The following is a 21,305-nucleotide window of genomic DNA, read 5'->3' on the forward strand; positions in this document are numbered from 1 at the left end:
ACGACACGCCGCCCCCGCAATCCGAACGGTTAATGCTCGAGAGCGTGAGGGGTTCCCATGCTCACGGAAACGGTCGCATTTGTCACGGGAGCGAGCCAGGGTATCGGACGCGAGATCGCCATCTCCCTCGCGGATCAGGGGGCGTCAGTCGCCCTGGCGGCGAGGAGCGACGGAATCTACGAGACGGAAGCCGAGATCGATGAACCGGATCGAACGCTGCCGATCGAGACGGACGTGACGAACGAGGCGTCGGTCGCGGCGGCGATCGAAGAGACGGTCGAGGCGTTCGGCGGCCTCGATTGCCTCGTTAACAATGCGGGCATCGCCGGGCCGACGTCTCCGATCGAGGAGATCGACGTCGACGAATGGCGACGCGTTCAGGACGTCAACGTTCTCGGAACGTTTCTCTGCGCGAAACACGCTGCGCCCCACCTCCGGGAGAGCGACCGAGGGAGCATGGTCACGATTTCCTCGACCAGCGCCAAGCGCGCCCACCCGCTTCGAACCCCCTATACGGCGTCGAAGGCCGCACAGATCACGATGACTCGTGCGATCGCGTACGAGCTCGGCGAAGACGGCGTGACGGCGAACACCATCTGTCCGGGTCCGGTCGACGGTGATCGGATCCGTCGCGTCTGGGAGGAGCGCGCCGAACGGAACGGAACGACGGCGGCGGAAGTCCGCCGGGAGACCGAAGCGACCCTGCCGATCGGGGAAATCGCCGAGCCCAGGGACATCGGGGAGATGGTCGCCTACCTCGCCGGCCCGAACGGGCGCCACATCACCGCCCAGGACATCACCATCGACTCCGGCTTCACCGTCTGCTGATCGACGGAGTCACCTCGAGGGGGCCACAGGACGGGAGGGGTGGCGGACGATCGCTCATTTGCCGTTTTCGGACGGGAAACGGCGCGGCGATCGACGCATCCCTCGTTCGCAGCGCTTCGCACCGCAACCCGACCGTTGACGACTCGTCTCGCCGACGAGGACATAATACTTTTACCGTGTTCCACCGATATGCGACTGATGGCCCAACTCCTCAGCGACGCTGTCACGCTGACCGAAAGTCAGCAGTTGGTACAGACCAGCGTCCGGGACGTTTGTTCGAACTTCGACCACCAGTACTGGCGCGACCAGGCCGAAGCCGGTGAGTATCCCCACGAATTCGTCGACACGCTTATCGATCACGGATGGATGGGGGTCCTCATTCCCGAAGCCTACGGCGGTGCCGGAATGGGGACCCGAGAAACCGTCGTCATGATGGAAGAAATCGCCGCGAACGGCGGCGGATTCAGCGCCGCGCAGGCGGTCCACGGCGGCGTGTACAACTCCGTCCCCATCGTCGAGTACGCCAGTGAGGAACTGAAAGGCGACCTGCTTCCCCGGGTCGCGGACGGCGAGGCGTCGATTCAGGCGTTCGGCCTGACCGAGCCGAACGCGGGCTCGAACTCGACGGCGATCGAAACGCGCGCGGATAAAGAGGGCGACGAGTACGTCATCAACGGGCAGAAGATCTGGACCTCCCGCGTCGACGTCTCCGACTACATCGTCCTCGTCGCGCGGACGACGCCGCTCGAGGAGGTCGACAAGCGAACGCACGGAATCTCGATGTTCCTCGTCGACATCGAGGACGCCGTCGAGCAGGGGGCACTCGAGATGGAGGCGATCCCCAAGTCCGCCAGCGACTTCGTTCACTCGTTCGAGCTCTGGTTCGACGACCTGCGCGTCCCCGCCGAGAACCTGATCGGCGTCGAAGGGGAGGGGTTCTACCAGGTGCTGGACGGCCTCAACGAGGAGCGGCTCGTCATCGCTGCCGAGTGCATCGGACTGGGGCGACTGGCGCTCGAACGGGCGGTCGACTACGCCAACGAGCGTGAGGTGTTCGACCGCCCGATCGGTTCGAATCAGGCGATCCAGCACCCGCTCGCGGAGGCCTACGCGCGATTGCAGGCGGCCAAGCAACTGACGTACAACGCGGCCGACCGAGCGGCCTCGGACGAGGACGTCGATCTCGGCGCGTACGCGAACGCGGCGAAGTTCCTCGCGGCCGACGCGGCCTACGAGGCGGCCGACGCCGCGGTCCAGACCCACGGCGGATTCGGCATCGCGACGGAGTACGACGTCGAGCGCTACTTCCGCGAAGCCAGACTGACCCGGCTCGTGCCGATCACCCAGCAGCTCGCCCTGAACTACCTCGGCGAGAACGTGCTCGGCCTGCCGCGCTCGTACTGATCGAAACACGACTCACGACTCACGATAGAAACCCATGACGGACCACAGCGAGACGACGGACGACAGCGAGGAAACACCAGATAAACGGCTCGTCGAGGGCTGGCACGGCCGATACTACGAGGATTTCACGGTCGGCGACATCTACAAGCATCCCTTCGGTCGGACCGTCACCGAGACGGACAACGTCTGGATGACGAACGTGACGATGAACCTCAACCCGATGCACTTCAACGAGGCCTACGCCGCCGAGACGGAGTTCGGCGAGCGCCTCGTCAACGGCCTCGTCGTCATCTCGACGGCCGTCGGAATGAGCGTCGTCGACGTTTCGGTCAACGCCACCGCGAATCTCGGCTACGACGATATTCGTCACCACAGCCCCGTCTTCCACGGCGACACTATCTTCGCCGAGAGCGAGGTCCTGAGCAAACGAGAACTCGAGTCTCGCGACCACGTCGGCATCGTCGAAACCGAGCTCCGGGCGTACAACCAGCACGACGACCTCGTGTTGAGCCTCGAGCGCACGCCGATGGTGCTAAAACGCGAGCACGCCGACCCCTCCGCCGCGGAGCCGCCGGGCTGGCCCGAGGGGATCGGAACCCAACCGGAGGACCGCTGAGCGTGTTCGCACTCGACGACATCACGGTGCTCAGCCTCGAGAACGGGATCAGCGCGCCGCTTTGTACCCGAATGTTGGGTGACTTCGGTGCGGAGGTTATCAAGGTCGAACGACCGGACGTGGGGGACGTCAACCGCCACTGGGATTCCGTCGTGTACGGCGATTCGTCCGCCCACGCCTGGGTCGATCGGAACAAACTGAGCGTCGAACTGAATCTCAAGAACGACTCTGGGACCGCCATCTTCCACGAACTGGCCGAAGAGGCCGATATCGTCGTCCAGAACTCGTCGCCCGACGTGGTCGAACGACTCGGCGTCGGATACGAAGACATCAGGCGGACTACCGAGGATATAATCTATCTGAACATCTCGGGCTACGGCCGGGACGGCCCATACAGCGACCGGAAAGCCTACGATATGGTCATGCAGGGCGAGACCGGGTTGATTCCGATGAACGGCTCGCCGGACGCACCGGCGAAGATTCCCCTGAGCGTCTGTGACATCAACGCCGCGACCTACGGAACGATCTCGTCGCTCCTCGCCCTCTTCCACCGCGAACGGACCGGCGAGGGCCAGGAACTCGACGTCACGATGTTCGGCGGGATGCTCTCGTGGCTCGGCTACTTCCCGCACAAGTACTGGCACAACGACGAACTGCCCGAGCGGATCGGGATGCGCCACCACCTGCTGACCCCCTACGGACCCCACGAGACGGCCGACGATCAGTACGTCAACTACGCCATCCTCAGCGAGGCGCACTGGGAACTGCTCTGCGAGGTCGTCCTCGAGCGTCCCGACCTGCTCGAGGACGAGCGGTTCGCGGACAACGAACGCCGGGTCGAGCATCGCGACGTCCTCGAACCGATGATCGAGTCCCTCATCGCGGAGGAGTCCCGCGATTACTGGGCCGAACGGTTGTCCGAGGCGGGTATTCCGTGGGGCGACGTGAACCAGCTCGACGAGGTGCTCGAGCATCCACAGACCGAGCACCTCGAACTGGTCAAAGAGCTCGAAACGGAGGACGGTCCGGTGCCGTACATCGACAACCCGATCGACTCCGACTCCCTCGAGTTCGCGGCCGAACCGATGCCCGACCTGGGCGAGGACACTGACGACGTGCTCGGGGCGCTGGGGTACTCGGAGAGGGAGATCGAGCTACTGCGGACGGAAGACGTGATTTAAGCGGGACGCGATCCGGGCGGAGAGACCACCCGGACCGTTCGCCCGCACCGAAACATGTGCGGTCACGGGTCCTCGATATCGAGGGTTCCTGCGATCGTGTGGTCACGCGATCGTTGCGGCAGTTGCGACCGTTTGGCGTTTCTTTATGCCGCTCGTCGTCGAACCGGGCCTATGTTCAGCCGAGTCAACCTCGACGACCTCGAGCCGCGGAGCGTCGACGATCTCGATCAACGAGTGAAAGCGGTCGGATACGAACTCAAACCGGAAGCGATGCGACCGAACGTCTGGCAGTTCGAGAAGGGGGATACCGGCAACCGACATCACCACCGCGAGCAGGAAGAACTGTACCTCGTCCTCGACGGCCGGTTCCGACTGGAAATCGGCGACGAAACGATCGAGCTCGAGGCCGAAGACGTCGCGGTCGTCTCGCCGGACGAGTGGCGGCAGGTGACGGCGCTCGAGGACGGAACGCTGTTCGTCGTCGGTGCGCCGAACGTCGCGGACGATGGCGTTCGCGAGGACGAGTGAGACGGTCGCGAAATCGGGGAGAGGACCGCAGAACTGCCTCGAGGCGGGCCTCCCGCATCCGTCGACGGCGGTTCCGCATCTCGAGTTCAGTATCCCAGGTCGAGAGCGGCGTTGCAGACGACGGCGCCGAACGCGAGCGCGCAGAGCCCGGCTAGGACGCTGTACGAGACGCCCCACCCGAACAGGTCGGCGAGGAGGCCGACGCCGAACGATCCGGTCGAGCCGAAGACGACGTACACCGTCCGGACGAGTCCGAACCCCGCGCCCCGCTCGTCGTCACCCAGCACGTCCATGAATCGCGGTTCCAGCGCGGCGAAAAAGCTCGAGCCGATGCCGAACAACAGGACGCCGAGCGCGACCGCGGCGAGACCGGGACCGGCGACGAACAGCGCGAGCCCGGCCGCTCCGGCGACCAGGCAGGTCGCGACGGCGAAGTCTCGGCCGACGCGGTCGGAGAGGACGCCCACGCCGATCTGAGCGCCGCCCCTGACGACGAAGTATCCGGAGAACACGAGACCCGCCAGCGCCGGCGACTGCGCGCGGTGTTCGACGAGAAACGTCGGCAGGAACGTGACGATTCCGTTGACCGCGAACGTCGCGACGATCGCGATGAGAAGGGTGAAGGCGATCTGCGGTCTCGAGAGGTACTCCAAGAGCGGCCCGAGGGCGAACTGTTCCCGCATCGATCGCTCGGGGTGGCGCGGCTCGGTCGGACGGATTCGCCACACGAAGAGGACGAAGATCGGAACTGCGACCAGGACGGCCAGCGCGACGGCGGGCCGCCAGCCGTACCGAATACCCACCCAGGAGGCCGTGACCGGGGCGAGCAGGCCGGCGAGGGGCGCTCCGAAGGAGTGGAGACCGAGCGCGGTCCCGATATCGTCGTAGGTGCGAGAGAGCAGCGTCGTCGCGACGCTGTAGTGAAGGCCGGCGACGCCACCGAGGAGGACGATGCACGCGGCGAACACCGCGAACAGGGGCGCGATAGCGGCCAGGAGACTGGTGACTGCCGTCCCGCCCACCGCGACGGCGATAATCCGCTTCTCACCGAAGCGCTCCGCGAAGACGCCGCTCGGGAACTGCGTCAGTCCGTAGGCGATCCACATGCCGGAAAGCGAGATCCCGATCTGCGTGTTGGAGACGTTGAAATCTTCGATAATGAACGGAACGACCGGGCTGACGAGCAGACGGGCGAAGTACGTCACGAAAAAGGCGAACATACAGAGGACGAGGACCGTGTGACGATAGTTCCAGTCCATTCTCGAGTTCATCTGCTATCGGCATTCTATCGAAGCTATATGGATGTGATGGATCCGCTTCGAATCCGACCGATCGGCCGTTAGTCGGCGTGATCGCGCTCGAGATAGCTCCGCTCGAGACCTCGAACGAGGCGCGTGACGAGTTCGTTGACCGGAACGTCGACGTTCTCTTCGCGGGCGATTTCGACCAGCGCACCGTTGATCTCGTCGATTTCGGTTCTCCGCTCCGCAAGCACGTCCTGCAGCATACTGGACCGGTGGGTCGGCCCGGATCGGCAGATCTCGGTGACCTCCGCCATCGGATCCGCGTCCGGGAGGTCGACGCCGATCGCCGCCGCGACGAGTTCCGCCTCGCGGACGATCCGTTCCATCACCGCTCGCAATCCGTCGTTCGCGACGAGCCGTCCGTTCGGCAGCCGAGTGAGCGCTGCGACGGGTTTGACGGGGAGGCTGACGAGTTGTTTCGTCCAGATCGCCGTCGTCGGATCGTCGACTCGCTCGGCGGGGAGCCCCGCGTCGGTCAACACCTGCACGACCTCGCGAGCGGTTCGGACATCCGTTCCCCCCAGCATTGACCGTCCGGCGGCCGTCTGGGTGACCCGCCCCGGACGGTCGCTGCGCGCGCCCTGATAGGTGACGCCGCCCAGCGCGCGATCGATCCCGATGATATCCACCAGCTGGTCGTAGTGTCGGAGCCCGTTCTGTAGCGAAAGAAGGGTCGTCTCCGGGCCGAGACAGTCGGCGTGTTGCTCGAGGGCATCGACCGTTTGCTGTGCCTTGACGAAGACAAGCGCGAGATCGGCGTCGGTCACGTCGGTCGCATCGGTCGTCGCCGGCACGGACACCGACGTGGCGCCGTCGTCGCTGTCGATCCGAATCCCGTTTCGGTTCATCGCGTCGACGGCCGACTGGCGGTGGTGAAGCAACCAGACGTCGTGCCCGGCAGCGTGCAGTTTGCCGCCGAAGAGGCAGCCGAGCGCCCCGGCGCCGATGACCGCAATTTTCACGACTGGTCCCCCTCGACTGCCAGCGATCCACTCGACATAGTCCGTTATCGCTGTGAAGGACCAAATACGTTGAGCACCGCGGACAGGATCGAAAGTAGCGCAACCAGCCACGACAAAGTGTTCTGCATTACGGAACACGCTTTTCGGTCACGTCTTTCTTCCTCGTCTCGAATTCGATGGAAACTATCGCCGTTTACGCGATGGGACAGGCCGAAGCGAACCGATGCTCTGTATTACAACTGTATGTCTGTAAATACTGAGCGCGCTCGAGAATCGGGCTCCGGTACTAAGGCTCCGCGCGTTCTATATCGGGGAACGACGGTGTAACAGGGTCAAAACGCGGGAAAGCGGCCGATAAGTGGGTGTCGAGAGAGCCTACGAAGAGGACGCAGAGAGATCCCAGTTCCGCAACGCGGAACCGGGGTGGAATCTCGAATCGGAACTCGGGGATAGCGCCAGTCGAGAGCACCAACGGAACCATCGTCGCTACTGAGGGATGGAGCACGCGTAGACGCGAAAATAGACGTCATCGGGTCCGCAACTGACGGGAGCAGTCAGTAGAACGTTTCGCCGTTCTTCGCCTTCTCGACGAGCAGGTCACACGGGAGCGTTTCGGCGAGTTTGTTCGTGTCCTCGTGTCGGCTGGCGACTTCGGTTAGCTTCTCGACGACGACGTCGAGGCCGACCTGGTCCGCCTTCTCGAGCGGTCCGACCGGCCAATTACCGCCGAGACGGGCGCCGGTGTCGATATCGTCGACGCTCGCGACGTCGTTTTGGACCATTTTGGCCGCTTCGTTGACGATCGGGGCCCAGACGAGCAGCGTATCGAAGCCCTGGCCCGCGTCGACCGGGATCCGGGGCTCGTCACGCTCGTCGTAGTCGTAGTAGCCCGCGTCGGCCTTGCGCCCGTATCGGCCCTTCTCGTACAGTTGATGTAGAATGGGGCAGACCGCGGTATCGTAGGACATCGGACGATCGTCCTCGAGGTGGTCCTGTTCCCCTTCGACTCGAACCTGTATTCCGCCCGTGAAGTCGGCGAGTTCGAACGGCCCCATCGGAAATCCCGCTTTGAACTTCATCGCGGAGTCGATCTCTTCGATCGCGTATTCGCCGCGGTGGACCATCCACGCGGGGCCCTCACCGTATGGACGCATCAGCCGATTGACGATGAACGAGGGGATGTCGATCTTACACCGGATCGGCGTTTTGTCGAACGATTCGATGAGCGCTTCCGCGGTGTCGCCGACGGCCTCGGGCGTGTGTTCGGTCATGATGACCTCGACCAGGTCCATCAGCATCGGCGGGTTGAACCAGTGGGTGCCGACGACCTGTGACGGTCGATCGGTCACTTCGGCGAGCCGGGTGATGTTGAGTCCCGACGTGTTCGTCGCGAGCAGGGCCTCCGGCGGTGCGACGGCGTCGAGATCCTCGAAGATATCCTCTTTTACCGACTGCTGCTCGACCGCCGCCTCGGTGACGAAGTCGGCGTCGCCGACTGCCTCCTCGAGATCGGTGGTAAACTCGAGTCGGTCGATCGCACCGTCGACGTCCGCCTGAGTCGCGTTCCCGCTCTCGACGGTCTTCTCGTACGACCATTCGATCTGCTCTCTGGCCGCAGCGAGCTGTTCCTCGTCGATGTCGTTGACTCTGGTCTCGTAGCCGGATAACGCGGCGACGGCGGCGATTCCGCGGCCCATTTCACCGCTCCCGATCACTGCGACAGTCTCGATGGTGTCACTATCTACTACCATACCAATGAGATATCGAACGCGGATAAAGAATGTACCGTTCGAAACGGGACGCGTGTCGGCACCGTCCGGCAGCCGCGGACCGATCCACGTACTGGCGGTGAAAGTATACGATGTCAGTGTAAGAGGGGGAGAACGCATGGTACCCGAATTCGAAACCGCCAGTAGAGCGTTCGACGCCCAAACCGGAGTCGGGGACGAACCGCCGTTCAACGGTCGATACCGGGGGCCGACATCTGTTCCGTGTTACGGAACCCCTTTCCGGACGAGAACTGTGCCTCTGAGAGATCCCGCTATCGCTTTACAACCGTATACTTGGTAAACCGAGAGCGCGACGAAACGACGGAGGGCTACCCGATAACTGTGCCATTCCATAACGAGGAACGGGAGTCGTACTGACGAATGCCCCGGTAAACGGATGAACAGTAGCTGTGAACGGAACGAAGACTCAAATCGAGATGAAATATCGTTCCGCGATCCGGAACCCTTGGAGAGGGCACGGCTGCCCTCGCTCGAGCGGGTCCGAGGTGGCTAACTCGATCGTTCGCTCGAATCGACGATCGAAGTTCCACCACCGTGCCTACCAGCGAGCGTACGACGCTGCCGTCCGTGGTCGGGCGCGCTTCCGATATCGGTCTTTCGAGCGTTCTCGATGCCCCTCCAAGGGGCGCCGTGAGTCGGACGTAGCCCAACGCAAAGGTTTAGGATAACCGACCTACTCAGTAGACGTGATGACAGAACGCGAACCAGCGTACATAGCTGGGGCCTTCGAACATCCGACGCGGGAGGCACCGGATAAATCGACGATGCAGTTGCATGCGGAAGTGGCCAAGGGAGCGCTCGCTGACGCCGGCCTGTCGAAAGACGATGTCAACGGTCTCTTCACCGCCGGCGTCCCCGAGTACGAATCCGGCCTCTCGCCGCTCGTTATCGCGGATTACCTCGGCGTTGACGCGTCGTACGTCGACACGACCGACTACGGCGGCTCGTCGTACATCGCGCACGTCGGCCACGCGGTCAGCGCGATCCGCGACGGAAAGTGCGACGTTGCGCTCGTCACGCTCGCCGGCCGGCCGCGATCTCGCGGTCAGGCGACGGGGTCCGGAGCGCGAGAGATACGGACCGTACAGGACAGCTTCGAGCGTATCTACGGCGCGACGAACATCACGATGTACGGCATGGCCGCACAGCGCCACATGCACGAACACGGGACGACGGCCGAACAGCTCGCGGAGATCCGCGTCGCCGCGTCTCAGCACGCCCAGTACAACGACGACGCGATGTTTCAGGACCCGGTAACGGTCGAAGACGTCGTCGACTCTCGGGTCGTCGCCGATCCCCTCCATCTGCTCGATTGCTGTGTCATCTCCGACGGCGGCGGCGCGCTGGTACTCGTCTCCGAGGACGTCCGCGCCGATCTCGACCGCGAGGCCGTCGAAGTGCTCGGCCACGGCGAAGCGCCCGCACACCACGATGCCGGACGCATCGATATCACGCGTACCGGGGCCGAGTCATCCGGTAAACGCGCCTTCGCGGAAGCCGGTCTCGGTCCCGCGGATATCGACTACGCCTCGATCTACGACTCCTTTACCATCACCGTCCTCGAGGCGATCGAGGATCTGGGGTTCTGCGAGAAGGGCGAGGGCGGCGAGTTCGTCGAAGGCGGCACGCTGCAGGCACCGGACGGTGACCTTCCGTTCAACACCGACGGTGGCGGCCTCTGCTCGAACCACCCAGCGAACCGCGGCGGGATGACCAAAGTCATCGAGGCCGTTCGCCAGCTCCGCGGCGAGGCGAACCCCGAAGTGCAAGTCGACGCCGACGTCGCGCTCGCCCACGGAACGGGCGGTAGCATCGCGACTCGTCACGGTGCGGCGACCGTCGTTCTCGGGGGTGAAGACCGATGACGTGGGAGCCCCGACCCGTTCCCGACGTAAATCCCGAAACCAGCTGCTACTGGCAGGCCGCGACGAACGGCGACCTTTTGGTCCAGGAATGTGCCGATTGCGGGCTCGTGTATCATTACCCGCGATCGCTCTGTCCGGACTGCTTCAGCGAGAACGTGGAATGGCGTGAGGCCTCGGGTCGCGGCGAGGTGTACTCGTACTCGACCGCTCGAACGATGAGCGGTTGGCCCGAAGACGACCTGCCGCTCGTCGTCGCCTACGTGGAACTCGACGAGGGGCCCCGGATCATGACGAACGTCGATGCCGACCCCGAGGACGTCGCTATCGGAACGCGCGTCGAGGTCCGGTTCGTCGATACCGAGGACGAGGACGTCTCGGTTCCCGTCTTCGTCCCGACGGACGCGTAGTCGGAACCCGGCTCGAGGCGACCTTCGAACGGGAGCCGTCGACCCAGAGAATCGACGACCCCTGCGGAAGATTTAATCGGTGTACCGGAGAGGAGGAGACGAGGTACGTCCTATGCCAGATGCCAGTCCCGCGGTGTTACGAGAGTTCGAAACGTGGTTGAGCCTGTTCACCGACGGTGAGCTGCCGGAACGGCACCGGTGGAAAGCGTGGTTCTGCGTCGCAGAGTACGACCTGACGGACTTCGAGCGGGTCTCGGCGCTCCTCCGGGAGAACGATGCGACGGGGAGCTTCGCGTTCCTCGGCCGCGATGCGGAGGAGCAAGCCGAGATCATCGAAACGCTCGACGCCGACGGCCACGAGATCACGTTCCACTCTCACCGCCACCACGCGTACGCCGACCTGTCGTACGACGCGGCACACGACGCGATTACCACCGGAATGGCGGCCATCGAGGACGCGACGGGTATCACGCCCGGCGGGTTCTTCGTTCCGTTCCGGCGACTCAGCGACGGCGCAGTTCGGGCCGTCGAGGACGTCGGATTCGACTGGGTACTCGGACGAGCGGACCGGGAGCTCACGGACGTCGAACTCGTGGAACCGGTAACGCCGTTCGACACGCGGCTACTCGAGGAACACCCTCCCGCGGAGGCGACGGGCCGACTGCGAGCGAAAGCCGAGGCCGGCGAGACCCCGTTTCTCTTCCATCCGCCGGTCCTCGAGTATCACGAGGGGCTGCCGGCGCTCGAGGAGTGGATACGCGCCGTCGAACCCGTCTCCGTCGCCGAACAGATCGAACGGGGTGGGACGGGAATCGTCCTCGACTGCGTCAGACCGGTGCGCGTGGAGTGAGCGCGGTCGCCCTTCCCGTGTGAACCAGTCCCAAACACTTTTCCCCGTTGGGCCAGTCCTCCCCCGTGAGATGCCGATGCAAACACGCGGGAAGTACTACGAAGAGCTAGAAGTCGGCGACGTGTACGAACACCGGCCCGGTCGAACCGTTACCGAATTCGACAACACGCTGTGGTCGTTGCTGTCCGTCAACCTACAGCCCTTGCACCTCGACGCTCACTACTCGGCGGGGACCGAATTCGGGCAGCGTCTCGTCAATAGCATGTTCACGCTCTCGACGGTCGTCGGCCTGCAAGTTCACGATCTCACGCTCGGAACGACCGTCGCGAACCTCGGATTCGAAGAGATCGCGTTCCCACATCCCGTCTTCATCGGCGACACGCTCTACGCCGAGACCGAGGTGCTCGAGAAGCGATTGAGCGATTCCCGAGACGACAGCGGCATCGTCACCTTCGAGCACCGGGGTCGCAATCAGGACGGGGAGCTGGTGTGTGAGTGCACGCGGATCGGACTCATGCTCCTCCAGCCGGAGGAGGAGTAACGATGCGTCCGATCCGCTCGATTCTGTACATCCCCGCAAACAACGAGGACTGGGTGCTCGAAGCGCCCGAGAAGTACGATGCCGACGCGTTCATCTTCGACCTCGAGGACTCCGTTCCTCCCGGCGAGAAGGAACGGGCACGCGAGATCGTCGCCGACGCGTACGAACGGTGGGACACCGACAAGATCGTCACCGTCCGTCTCAACGCTCCCGACACCGGGCTGTTCGAAGCGGACCTCGACGCGGTCGTTCACGACCGACTGGACGCCGTCATCGTCCCGAAGCTCCCGCGAACGGAGTACATAACGCGCACCGATCACGTGCTCTCGTACCTCGAGTCGCGGCGCGGAATCGAGAGCCCGACCGAGATCATCGCGCTTCCCGAGACGCCGCGAGGGTTCTACAACGCTCACGAACTGTGTCAGGCGAGCGATCGGGTCGCCGCCATCGTCGGCGGAACGAGCCGCGGTGCCGACGTCGAGCGTGCACTCGGCTGGGAGTGGACCGAAGAGGGAACCGAGAAGCTTCACATGCTGTCGAAGGTCCTCCTCGACGGGAAAGCGGCCGGCGTCGAACAGTTCTTCGGCGGGGCGTGGACGAACGTCGAGGATATCGAGGGTCTCAAACGAGAAGCCCGGCGGCTTCGGTCGCTCGGCTACACCGGCTACCAGGTCATCCATCCGAGCCACGTCGAGCCGATCAACGAGATGTTCACCCCCGACGAAGATGACGTGGCGTTCTGGCAACGAGTGATGGAAGAGATGGAGACCGCGGAACTCGAGGAGTCCCGCGGCGCGGTCCGGTTCGAGGGGGAAATGATCGATATCGCGCACATCAAACGCGGGAAGGATATTCTGGACCGCGCCCGTTCCTTCGACATGATCGACTGAGACGGTCCGCCGTCAGTCAGCGCCGTCACTGATTCGACTCGACAGTACCGCTCTCGTTCGCGGTCACCAGTCCGGCTCGCGACCCTCGACGTACGCTTGAAGGCCCTCCTGGGCTTCGTCGGTTTCGACGATGTTGCAGATCGTCTCGACGACGTTCTCGATGTTCCGCCGGTAGTCCAGATCCTGCGAGCGCATGTAGGAGTCTCGAGCGAGTTCCATCACGAGCGGCGATTTCTCGTTGAACGACGACGCCAGCTCGCGGGCGGTCTCGAGGACCTCGTCCTGCGGGACGACGTCATTGAAGATCCCCCTGTCGGCGGCCTCCTGTGCCTCCATCGGATCGCCCGTAAACAGCAACTCGAACGCCTTGTGACGGCCGATCTGTCGCGGCAGGTGGACGAAGTGCATCGCCGGGATGAGCCCGACGTCGATCTCGGGGTAGCCGATCGATGCGGTTTCGCTCCCGACGATCACGTCGCACGAAACGGCCAGCGTCACCCCCGCCGCCCGCGCCGGTCCGGTGAGCGCGGCGATCGTCGGCTTTCCCATCCGGTACTGGAGATCGTGCATGTCGAAGTACAGCGTCTCGAGGAACCGACGGAGTTCGAGACCCGAGCCGCCTTCCATCATCTCGAGGTCCATGCCGGCGCTGAACGCGCGGTCGAAGGCGCTCGTCAGAATGATCGAACGGACCGAATCGTCGTCGCCCGCGAGCCGATAGGCGTCGTTGACTTCTTCGGTGAGTTCGTGATTGATCGCGTTGACCGGATCGCGATGCATCGTTATCTCGGCCGTGTGGTCGGTGACTTCGTAGTCGATGAGTTCGAACGACATCACTCGAGGTACAGCGAAGCGTCCCTTAACCGTTTTGTTGCGTGGTACCAATCACCACCTACTCTGATCCGTCTTCACCCTACACAGCGACTCGTTTTGCGCGAGGAGTGCTCTCGATGCGCCACGGCGGCTTGCCAACGAAACGATTCGGGACCGATCATCCAAGTAACACAAGTGTGATATGGACACGTTGGGTAGGGACCCCATGACAGTTGGTCTGATGCTACCGACGTATCTCGATCGCGAGGAACGACTGCCGCTCGCCGAGTCCGCCGACGACCTCGGCGTCGACGCGGTGTTCACCGGCGAATCCGCGAGTTCGAACCTCTTCATCGATCTGACGTGGATCGCCTCGCGGACGTCGAGCGTCACGATCGGAGCGGGGATCGCTAACGTGTTTTCGCGCTCTCCCAGCCTCATCGCCCTCAGCGCGGCCGAACTCGACGGTATCTCCGACGGCCGCGTCGTCCTCGGCCTCGGGACGAGCACCCCGCCGCTGATCGAAGGCGTCCACGGACTGCCGTTCGACCGACCGGTGTCCCGGACGGCGGAGTACATCGACATCATCCGCGCGGGGTGGACCGGCGACCGTCTCGACTACGACGGCGACTTCTACTCGCCGTCCGGCGGCCGGCTGCTCGAGACTCCGGTTCAGGACGAGATTCCGATCGCTGTCGCGGCCCTCGGTCCGTCGAACCGCCGACTGACCGGTGCGAAGGGCGACATCTGGCTTCCCCACCTCGTTCCGAAGACCGTCCTCGGCGAGCTGGCGGACGACGTGTACGGCGCCGCTCGAGAGCGCGGCCGTTCGGCCGACGACGTCGACGTCTACGCGTACATTCCGACGGCCATCGACGAGGACATCGACGCGGCCTACGACCGCGTGCGACGGCACGTGGCCACGTACGCCGGCTCCGCGGAGCCCTACCGCGACGCGATCGCCGACGCGGGCTACGACGTCGCCACGGCGGTCCACCGCACGTGGCAAGACGGCGACCGCGACGCTGCAGCGCAGCTGGTCACCGACGAGCTGGTCGAGGACATCGGCCTCGTCGGAACGCCCGACGATGCGCCGGAGGCCTGCTCGCGGTGGCACGAGGCCGGCGCGGATATGGTCGTAATGAACTTCCCGCCGGGCTCGAGCGCCGACGACATTCGGACCGCGCTGGCCGCCGTCTCGTAGGCCGATCCCGTCGCTCTCGGTTCGATCGACCGCCGAACGACGGATCGACCGAGTACTGCGGTGAGGTTTCGGTGGGCCCGGACTGCGGGTTGCCGAAGGACGCGTTCAGAGATCGCCCGTCTCGGCGACCGCCCCCTCCTCGAGCAGGGCCGCGATTTCGGCGTCGGTGTAGCCGAGTTCGACGAGGAGTTCGATCGTGTGGGCCCCGAGATGCGGCGCGGGCGTCTTCTCGCCGGGGCTGAACCGCTCGAAGTGGAGCGGGAGGTTCACCTGTCGGACGGTCCCGTCCGAATCGCCGTCTCCATCGCGCTCTCCGTCCTCGTCGACGTCCAGTTCGTCGAACAGGCCGCGCGCCCGGAGGTGTGGATCCTCGAAGAGGTCGTCGTACTCGTTGACCGGCCCCGCCGGCACGTCGTACTCGTCGAACCGCTCGAGCCACGCCGACCGCGGTCGCTCGGCGAGTCGATCGGCGAACGCGTCGATCATCTCCGTCCGGAGCGAGTCGGGGAGGTCGCCGTTCGGACCGATGTGGTGGGCCGCGTACTCCGGGAGTTCCAGCGCCTCACAGAGGTTCTTCCAGAAGTGTTCCTCGAGCGCACCGATCGTCACGGCCTTCCCGTCGCCGGTTTCGTAGACCCGGTATCCGGGGTGGGATCCGGTCAGGGTCGTCTCGCCGCGACGCGGGACTTCGCCGCGTCCGTCGTATCGGTCCAGGTAGACCATCGAGAACGACGCGACGGCGTCCGTCATGCTCACGTCGATGTGATCACCGCCGGAGCCACCGCGAACGCCGGCGAGTCCGGTCGAAACGGCGAACGCGGCGTACATGGCCCCGGCGAAATCCGCGATCGGGTAGCCCGGGATGGCCGGGGCCCCCTCACGGTCACCCGTGAGCGCTAAGAGCCCGGCGACGCCGATGTAATTGAGGTCGTGGCCTGACCGAGCGGCGTACGGGCCGTCCTGGCCGTACCCCGAAATCGAGCAGTAGACGATATCGTCGTTCACGTCGCGGACGGCCTCGTACCCGACGCCGAGTCTGTCGACGACCCCGGGTCGGAACGATTCGACGACGACATCGGCCGTCCGTGCCAACTCGAGGAACGCTTCCCGGCCGCCGTCGCGTTTGAGATCGATCGCGATGCTCTTCTTGTTCCGATTGCGGGTCAGCAGCGTGTAACTTCGACCCCCCACCGAGGGTTCTCTGGGCCGAACCGGATCGCCGACGCCCGGCCGTTCGACCTTGATCACCTCGGCCCCGACGTCCGCGAGCATCGTGGTCGCGTACGGGCCCGGAAGCAGTCGTGTGAGATCGAGGACGCGCACGTCGTCGAGGAACGGTTGCATGGTATTGGGAACCACACTCGTCGTCAAATGTGTTCGCATCGGCTCGTCGGGGACGCGCTCGTATCGCGTTCGCGTAGCGGTCGAACGGCGGTCGACGCCCAAACACGTAATTAGGTCCGGGATCATCCACCGTCTATGGGCTTCCTGAACGGGATCACGGTGGTCGACCTGTCTCAGATGGTATCCGGTCCGGTGGCGACGATGCACCTCGGCGACATGGGAGCGGACGTGGTGAAGGTCGAACGACCGGAGTCCGGGGATATCTCCCGAAACCTGGCGCCGTTCGTCGACGGCGTGAGCTCTCAGTTCGTCGCGCTCAATCGAAACAAGCGCTCGGTCGAGGTAGATCTCCGTTCGGATCGCGGACAACGGCTCGTGATGGAACTCCTCGAGGAGGCGGACGTCTTCGTCGAGAACTACAAGGCCGGCACCGCCGAGGGGTTCGGCCTCGACTACGACGCCGTGTCGGCAGCGAACCCGGAGATCGTCTACTGTTCGATCAAGGGGTTCGCATCGGACTCGATCTACGAGGACAACCCCGCGTACGACATGGTGGCACAGGCGATGAGCGGCTCGATGAGTATCAACGGCTGGCCCGACGGACCGCCGACGAACACGTCCATCCCGATCGCCGATATCGCGGCGTCGATGTACGCCGTTCAGGCGATCACCGGTGCGCTGTACGATCGAGATGTCAACGACGCCGGCGGGGAGTACGTCGAGGTCTCGATGCTCAACTGCATCATGTCCTGGCTGGGGATCCGGGCGACCGCGAGCGGCGTGGAAAACGAACCGTACCCCCGCGTCGGAAATAGGCACTCGACCGTCGCGCCGTACAAGGTGTACGAGACGGCCGACTCGTACGTCGTGGTCGCCGTCGCGAGCGACGGGCTCTGGCCGAAGTTCTGCCGCGCGATCGATCGGGAGGACCTCATCGCGGATCCGCGATTCGAGACGGGAGCCGATCGAACGGCGAACATGGACGAACTGTACGAGATCACGGACGACATCATGCGGCGGAAAACGACCGCGGAGTGGTTCGAAATCTTCCAGGAACACGGCGTTCCGTCGGGCCCCGTCCGGAACACCCTCGAGGCGCTCGAGGACGAGTACACCGAGCAACAGGGGTTGGTGCAGGAACTCACCACCGCGGACGGAGACGATTCGGTTCCGGTGATCCGCTATCCGGTCGACTTCGACGAGTTCGACGCGCCGGTCCACACCGACCCGCGGCCGCTCGGCGCTGACACGTATCACGCCCTCCGCGAACTCGGCTACGACGACGACGAGATCGAGACGTTGCGCGAAGCGGGAGTCGTCGGCTGATCGGGGTTAACGGACGGGAACAGACGTTTGGTCCTCGGTCCGAGAACGGATCGAACGGCCGTACCGCCCGTCCATCGCCGATCAAATACTTATACTGACTCGTCCAATACCCCGCATGGACGGGAAGCATTTCGAGGAGTTCACCGTCGGTGACTCCTACACCTCGCCGTGGCGGTACATATCCGAGACCGACCTCCGACAGTTCCTGGCGCTCACCGGCCTCCAGGAACCCCTCTTCGAGAGCCGCCAGTTCCTCGACAGCGAGACGGACCACGAGACGTGGATCGTTCCCGGCTATCTGACGCTCTCGTACTCGCTGGGCCTGTTCTCCCGGTCGGGGTGGATCGAGGGAACGGGGCTGGCCATGCTGGGCGCGGAGAACCTCGAGTTCCTGAACCCGGTCTCGGTCGGCGACGAGATCCGAACTCGCGTCGCGGTCTCGGACACCACTCCGACGAGTAGCGACCGCGGCGGCGTCGTCGACCTCGAGTGGGACGTTCTCACGCAGGACGATACCGTCGTCCTCGAGATGACCTCGTCGCACTTCATCCGGAAGCGCGAGTGACTCGAGCGGGTCGGCGACCAGTCCGTGGTCGGAACCCTGTTGCTCCGACGCGCGAAGACCGATGGCTCGGACTAGTTGCTCGGAAGGTTTATTCCGATCTCCGGTGACGGTACAGGCGTGAAGTTTGACGCAAATCTCGCCTCCCCGGCCGTCACGGAGGCGGACGACCTCGCTGCGGCGGCGGAGGAAACGGGATTCGACGGCGCGTGGGTCACCGAGACGACGCACTCCCCGTTCACGCTGACGACGCAGTTGGCGAACGGGAGCGATCGAATGGACATCGGAACGGCCATCACGGTCGCGTTCCCCCGCAGCCCGATGGTGACGGCCTACACGGCGTGGGACGTCCAATCACTGGCGGACGGCCGATTCGTGCTGGGGCTGGGGACGCAGGTGAAGGGGCACATCGAGCGGCGGTTCGACGCCGAGTGGGATTCGCCCGGCCCGCGACTCCGCGAGTACGTCGAGGTGCTCCGGGAGATCTGGGCGTCGTGGGAGGAAGACCGACATCCCAACTACGAGGGTGACTTCTACTCGATCACGCTCTGTCCGTCGGACTGGCGTCCGGATCCGATCGAGCAACCGCGCGTTCCGATTTACGTCGCGGGCGTCAACTCTTACAACGTCACGCTCGCGGGAGAGTGCTGCGACGGACTGCACGTCCATCCGCTCAACTCGCCGGAGTATATCGAACGAGAAGTGGTTCCGGACATCGAAACGGGTGCGGCTCGAGCCGATCGGGACCCGGACGACGTGACGCTGGTGACCAACGTGTTCGCGATCACCGGCGAAACGGACGCGGAGCGAGAACAAGCGCGGGAGGAAATCCGTCGGCAGATCGCGTTCTACGGATCGACGCGGACCTACAAGCGGATCTTCGCGGTCCACGGCTGGGAGGACGTCTGCGACGACCTCCACGAGCTGTCGGTCGAGGACCGCTGGGACGAGATGCCCGCGCTCGTCACCGACGAGATGGTCGAGACGTTCTCCGTCGAGGGAACGTACGACGAACTCAGAGACGAGATCGAAGAGCGCTACACCCACATCGATCGGATCTCGCTGTACGCGCCGTACCGCGGTGAAGCGCACTGGCAGCGCGTCCTGTCGTAGCCTCCAGCCGACGAGTTCGGTCGGACGACGGAGCGCTAACGAAACGGTATTAGTGGATGTTACCGTATCGCATAGAACGATGATGCGAATCGAGCAACTCCTCGAGTCGCGGGTGGAAAAGACGCCGGAGAAACCGTTCGTGACGGTTCCGAACCACGACGGACCGGCCGACTGGACGTTCGAGGGGGTGGCCGACAGATCGAAGCGATACGCGAACGCCCTCTCGGCGTTCGGAGCGGGATCCGGCGATCGGGTCGGCGTGTTCCTCCCGAACCGGCCCGAATTCGTGTTCCTGTTGTTCGCGAACGCCTATCTCGATAGCGTTACGGCCCCTGCAAATCCCCAGTACACGGCGTCCGAACTCCGTCACTCGGTCGAACTCTCGCGGCCGTCGATTCTGGTGACGACGGCCGACCTGCTCGAGGTCGCCGTCGAAGCGGCGGACGGGACGACCGTCGAGCGAATCGTGACCGTGGACCCCGTCGAGGGGTACGACGCGTTGCCGGCGGCGGCCGACGAGCGGTCGACGACGCGGCCGACCCACGACGGCGACGCCGAGTCGATCGGTCTCCACATGTACACGTCGGGCACGACCGGCCCGCCGAAGGCCGTCGAGTGCCAGCACGAAAACTGGACGGTGAGCGCCGTCGACTTCCAGAAGCGGATGGGGCTGACGGGCGCGGATACGCTACTGACGGCGCTTCCCCTCTTCCACGCGAACGCCCAGGTGTACTCGCTGCTCGGTGCCGCCGCGGCGGGTGCCGAGGTCGTCATTCACGACAAATTCTCCTCCTCGCGCTGGTGGGAGTGGTGCCGAGCGCACGACGCCACCGAGTTCAACGCCATGGGAAGTATGTTGAAGATGCTGGACAACCGTCCCGAATCCGACGACGACGCGGACAACCCGGTCGACCGGGTCTTTTCGGCGGGGACGCCGCCGGATCTCATCGAACCGTTCGAGGAGCGATTCGGTCTGCGGGTCGTCGAAGGCTACTCCCTCACCGAGGATCCGCTGTTGGTGCTCAACCCCGTCGACGAGGGGAAGCGCCGGATCGGCAGTATCGGACTGCCGCCGGCCGAAAAGCGAATTCGAGTGGTCGGCGAGGACGGAAACGCGGTCCCGCGAGGTGAACGGGGCGAAATCGTCCAGCGGTGTCCGGCGGTGATGGAAGGCTACCACCGCCAGCCGGAGAAAACCGACGAGGCGATCGTCGACGGCTGGTTCTACACCGGCGACTACGGGAAGATCGACGAGGACGGATTCGTCTACTTCCTGGACCGGAAGAAGGACATCGTCCGACGAGGGGGCGAGAACATCTCTTCGTACGAGGTCGAGGGCGTCATCAAGTCCCTCGACGCGGTCGACGAAGTCGCCGTCATCCCGAGCCCGGACGAGTTCTACACCGAGGTCGTGAAAGCGCTCGTTCGAGTCGAGGCGGGTCGCGAACTCTCCGAGGCGGCGATCGTCGACCGGTGCCGAGACGACCTCGCCCCGTTCAAACTCCCGCGGTACGTCGAGTTCGTCGAGGAGTTTCCGTACACGCCGACGGGCAAGATCCAGAAGGAGAAGCTTCGAACTCGAGAGGAGGCGGAGAGCCCGGATCACTGGGACCGGGAGGCGAACGACGACTGATTTCGACGCCGACCGCGGCGCCGTCGCCGGTTTCAGTCGATTCGGTAGCGCGCTGGCGGTAACCGGTTGCAGATCGGGGATCGCAATCCACGCTGGAGCACCCCCTTCGGAACGCGCGCCTAACGCGTCCTCCTCGCCACCGTC

The 21,305-nt window shown here is 64.3% G+C and carries 20 protein-coding genes; 15 read left to right on the forward strand and 5 right to left on the reverse strand.

What is annotated here, in order from left to right; translation table 11 throughout:
- The first annotated feature begins 57 nt into the window (after nucleotides 1–57).
- The 5 genes from AC0QDI_RS15625 (at nucleotide 58) to AC0QDI_RS15645 (ending at nucleotide 4,557) form a co-directional block, all read left to right on the forward strand.
- On the forward strand, nucleotides 58–828 hold the full coding sequence (locus tag AC0QDI_RS15625) for an SDR family NAD(P)-dependent oxidoreductase (RefSeq protein ID WP_474669749.1): 771 nt from the start codon (nucleotides 58–60) through the stop codon (nucleotides 826–828).
- Nucleotides 829–1,026: 198 nt separating this feature from the next.
- Nucleotides 1,027–2,232 (forward strand): acyl-CoA dehydrogenase family protein, encoded by a 1,206-nt coding sequence (locus tag AC0QDI_RS15630; protein WP_474669751.1) that lies wholly within the window; start codon nucleotides 1,027–1,029, stop codon nucleotides 2,230–2,232.
- Between the two features lie 34 nt (nucleotides 2,233–2,266).
- Nucleotides 2,267–2,848, forward strand: coding sequence for a MaoC family dehydratase (locus AC0QDI_RS15635; RefSeq protein ID WP_474669753.1), 582 nt, complete (start codon nucleotides 2,267–2,269; stop codon nucleotides 2,846–2,848).
- Between the two features lie 2 nt (nucleotides 2,849–2,850).
- Complete coding sequence (locus tag AC0QDI_RS15640) at nucleotides 2,851–4,029, forward strand: CaiB/BaiF CoA transferase family protein (RefSeq protein WP_474669755.1); 1,179 nt, start codon at nucleotides 2,851–2,853, stop codon at nucleotides 4,027–4,029.
- Nucleotides 4,030–4,200: 171 nt separating this feature from the next.
- Nucleotides 4,201–4,557: a cupin domain-containing protein gene (locus AC0QDI_RS15645; RefSeq protein ID WP_474669757.1), complete on the forward strand. Its 357-nt coding sequence runs from the start codon at nucleotides 4,201–4,203 to the stop codon at nucleotides 4,555–4,557.
- Between the two features lie 86 nt (nucleotides 4,558–4,643).
- Here AC0QDI_RS15645 and AC0QDI_RS15650 read toward each other — a convergent pair whose 3' ends face one another.
- The 3 genes from AC0QDI_RS15650 to AC0QDI_RS15660 all read right to left on the reverse strand — a co-directional run bounded on the left by AC0QDI_RS15650 (nucleotide 4,644) and on the right by AC0QDI_RS15660 (nucleotide 8,574).
- A complete protein-coding gene (locus tag AC0QDI_RS15650; protein ID WP_474669907.1) occupies nucleotides 4,644–5,816 on the reverse strand; it encodes an MFS transporter in 1,173 nt (390 codons plus the stop codon).
- An 80-nt stretch (nucleotides 5,817–5,896) separates the two neighbouring features.
- Nucleotides 5,897–6,823 carry a ketopantoate reductase family protein gene (locus AC0QDI_RS15655; protein ID WP_474669759.1) on the reverse strand — a complete coding sequence of 309 codons (927 nt, stop codon included), beginning with the start codon at nucleotides 6,821–6,823 and terminating at the stop codon, nucleotides 5,897–5,899.
- 554 nt (nucleotides 6,824–7,377) lie between these two features.
- Nucleotides 7,378–8,574 carry a 3-hydroxyacyl-CoA dehydrogenase gene (locus tag AC0QDI_RS15660; protein ID WP_474669761.1) on the reverse strand — a complete coding sequence of 399 codons (1,197 nt, stop codon included), beginning with the start codon at nucleotides 8,572–8,574 and terminating at the stop codon, nucleotides 7,378–7,380.
- Nucleotides 8,575–9,302: 728 nt separating this feature from the next.
- Here AC0QDI_RS15660 and AC0QDI_RS15665 point away from each other — a divergent pair.
- The 5 genes from AC0QDI_RS15665 (at nucleotide 9,303) to AC0QDI_RS15685 (ending at nucleotide 13,166) form a co-directional block, all read left to right on the forward strand.
- On the forward strand, nucleotides 9,303–10,478 hold the full coding sequence (locus tag AC0QDI_RS15665) for a thiolase domain-containing protein (protein WP_474669763.1): 1,176 nt from the start codon (nucleotides 9,303–9,305) through the stop codon (nucleotides 10,476–10,478).
- A complete protein-coding gene (locus AC0QDI_RS15670) occupies nucleotides 10,475–10,885 on the forward strand; it encodes a Zn-ribbon domain-containing OB-fold protein (RefSeq protein WP_474669765.1) in 411 nt (136 codons plus the stop codon). The genes AC0QDI_RS15665 and AC0QDI_RS15670 overlap by 4 nt, the downstream gene beginning before the upstream one ends.
- A gap of 112 nt (nucleotides 10,886–10,997) precedes the next feature.
- Nucleotides 10,998–11,735, forward strand: coding sequence for a polysaccharide deacetylase family protein (locus AC0QDI_RS15675; protein WP_474669767.1), 738 nt, complete (start codon nucleotides 10,998–11,000; stop codon nucleotides 11,733–11,735).
- A 70-nt stretch (nucleotides 11,736–11,805) separates the two neighbouring features.
- Nucleotides 11,806–12,276, forward strand: coding sequence for a MaoC family dehydratase (locus AC0QDI_RS15680; protein WP_474669769.1), 471 nt, complete (start codon nucleotides 11,806–11,808; stop codon nucleotides 12,274–12,276).
- 2 nt (nucleotides 12,277–12,278) lie between these two features.
- Complete coding sequence (locus tag AC0QDI_RS15685) at nucleotides 12,279–13,166, forward strand: HpcH/HpaI aldolase/citrate lyase family protein (RefSeq protein WP_474669771.1); 888 nt, start codon at nucleotides 12,279–12,281, stop codon at nucleotides 13,164–13,166.
- 63 nt (nucleotides 13,167–13,229) lie between these two features.
- On the opposite strand, the gene AC0QDI_RS15690 is transcribed toward AC0QDI_RS15685, so the two are convergent.
- On the reverse strand, nucleotides 13,230–14,000 hold the full coding sequence (locus AC0QDI_RS15690; RefSeq protein WP_474669773.1) for an enoyl-CoA hydratase/isomerase family protein: 771 nt from the start codon (nucleotides 13,998–14,000) through the stop codon (nucleotides 13,230–13,232).
- A 205-nt stretch (nucleotides 14,001–14,205) separates the two neighbouring features.
- Here AC0QDI_RS15690 and AC0QDI_RS15695 point away from each other — a divergent pair, with 205 nt between their 5' ends.
- Nucleotides 14,206–15,183: an LLM class flavin-dependent oxidoreductase gene (locus AC0QDI_RS15695; protein WP_474669774.1), complete on the forward strand. Its 978-nt coding sequence runs from the start codon at nucleotides 14,206–14,208 to the stop codon at nucleotides 15,181–15,183.
- 105 nt (nucleotides 15,184–15,288) lie between these two features.
- Here the strand turns inward: AC0QDI_RS15695 and AC0QDI_RS15700 are convergent, their stop codons facing one another.
- Entirely contained in the window at nucleotides 15,289–16,527 is a 1,239-nt protein-coding gene (locus AC0QDI_RS15700; RefSeq protein ID WP_474669776.1) for a CaiB/BaiF CoA transferase family protein, read from the reverse strand.
- A gap of 135 nt (nucleotides 16,528–16,662) precedes the next feature.
- On the opposite strand from AC0QDI_RS15700, the gene AC0QDI_RS15705 reads away from it, so the two are divergent.
- The 4 genes from AC0QDI_RS15705 to AC0QDI_RS15720 all read left to right on the forward strand — a co-directional run bounded on the left by AC0QDI_RS15705 (nucleotide 16,663) and on the right by AC0QDI_RS15720 (nucleotide 21,161).
- Entirely contained in the window at nucleotides 16,663–17,853 is a 1,191-nt protein-coding gene (locus tag AC0QDI_RS15705) for a CaiB/BaiF CoA transferase family protein (protein ID WP_474669778.1), read from the forward strand.
- A gap of 115 nt (nucleotides 17,854–17,968) precedes the next feature.
- Nucleotides 17,969–18,418 (forward strand): MaoC family dehydratase, encoded by a 450-nt coding sequence (locus AC0QDI_RS15710; RefSeq protein WP_474669780.1) that lies wholly within the window; start codon nucleotides 17,969–17,971, stop codon nucleotides 18,416–18,418.
- A 117-nt stretch (nucleotides 18,419–18,535) separates the two neighbouring features.
- On the forward strand, nucleotides 18,536–19,528 hold the full coding sequence (locus AC0QDI_RS15715) for a TIGR03617 family F420-dependent LLM class oxidoreductase (RefSeq protein ID WP_474669782.1): 993 nt from the start codon (nucleotides 18,536–18,538) through the stop codon (nucleotides 19,526–19,528).
- A 79-nt stretch (nucleotides 19,529–19,607) separates the two neighbouring features.
- Entirely contained in the window at nucleotides 19,608–21,161 is a 1,554-nt protein-coding gene (locus AC0QDI_RS15720) for a class I adenylate-forming enzyme family protein (RefSeq protein WP_474669784.1), read from the forward strand.
- The last annotated feature ends 144 nt before the right edge of the window (nucleotides 21,162–21,305 follow it).

It is taken from the genome of Natrinema sp. LJW11 (assembly GCF_056135975.1).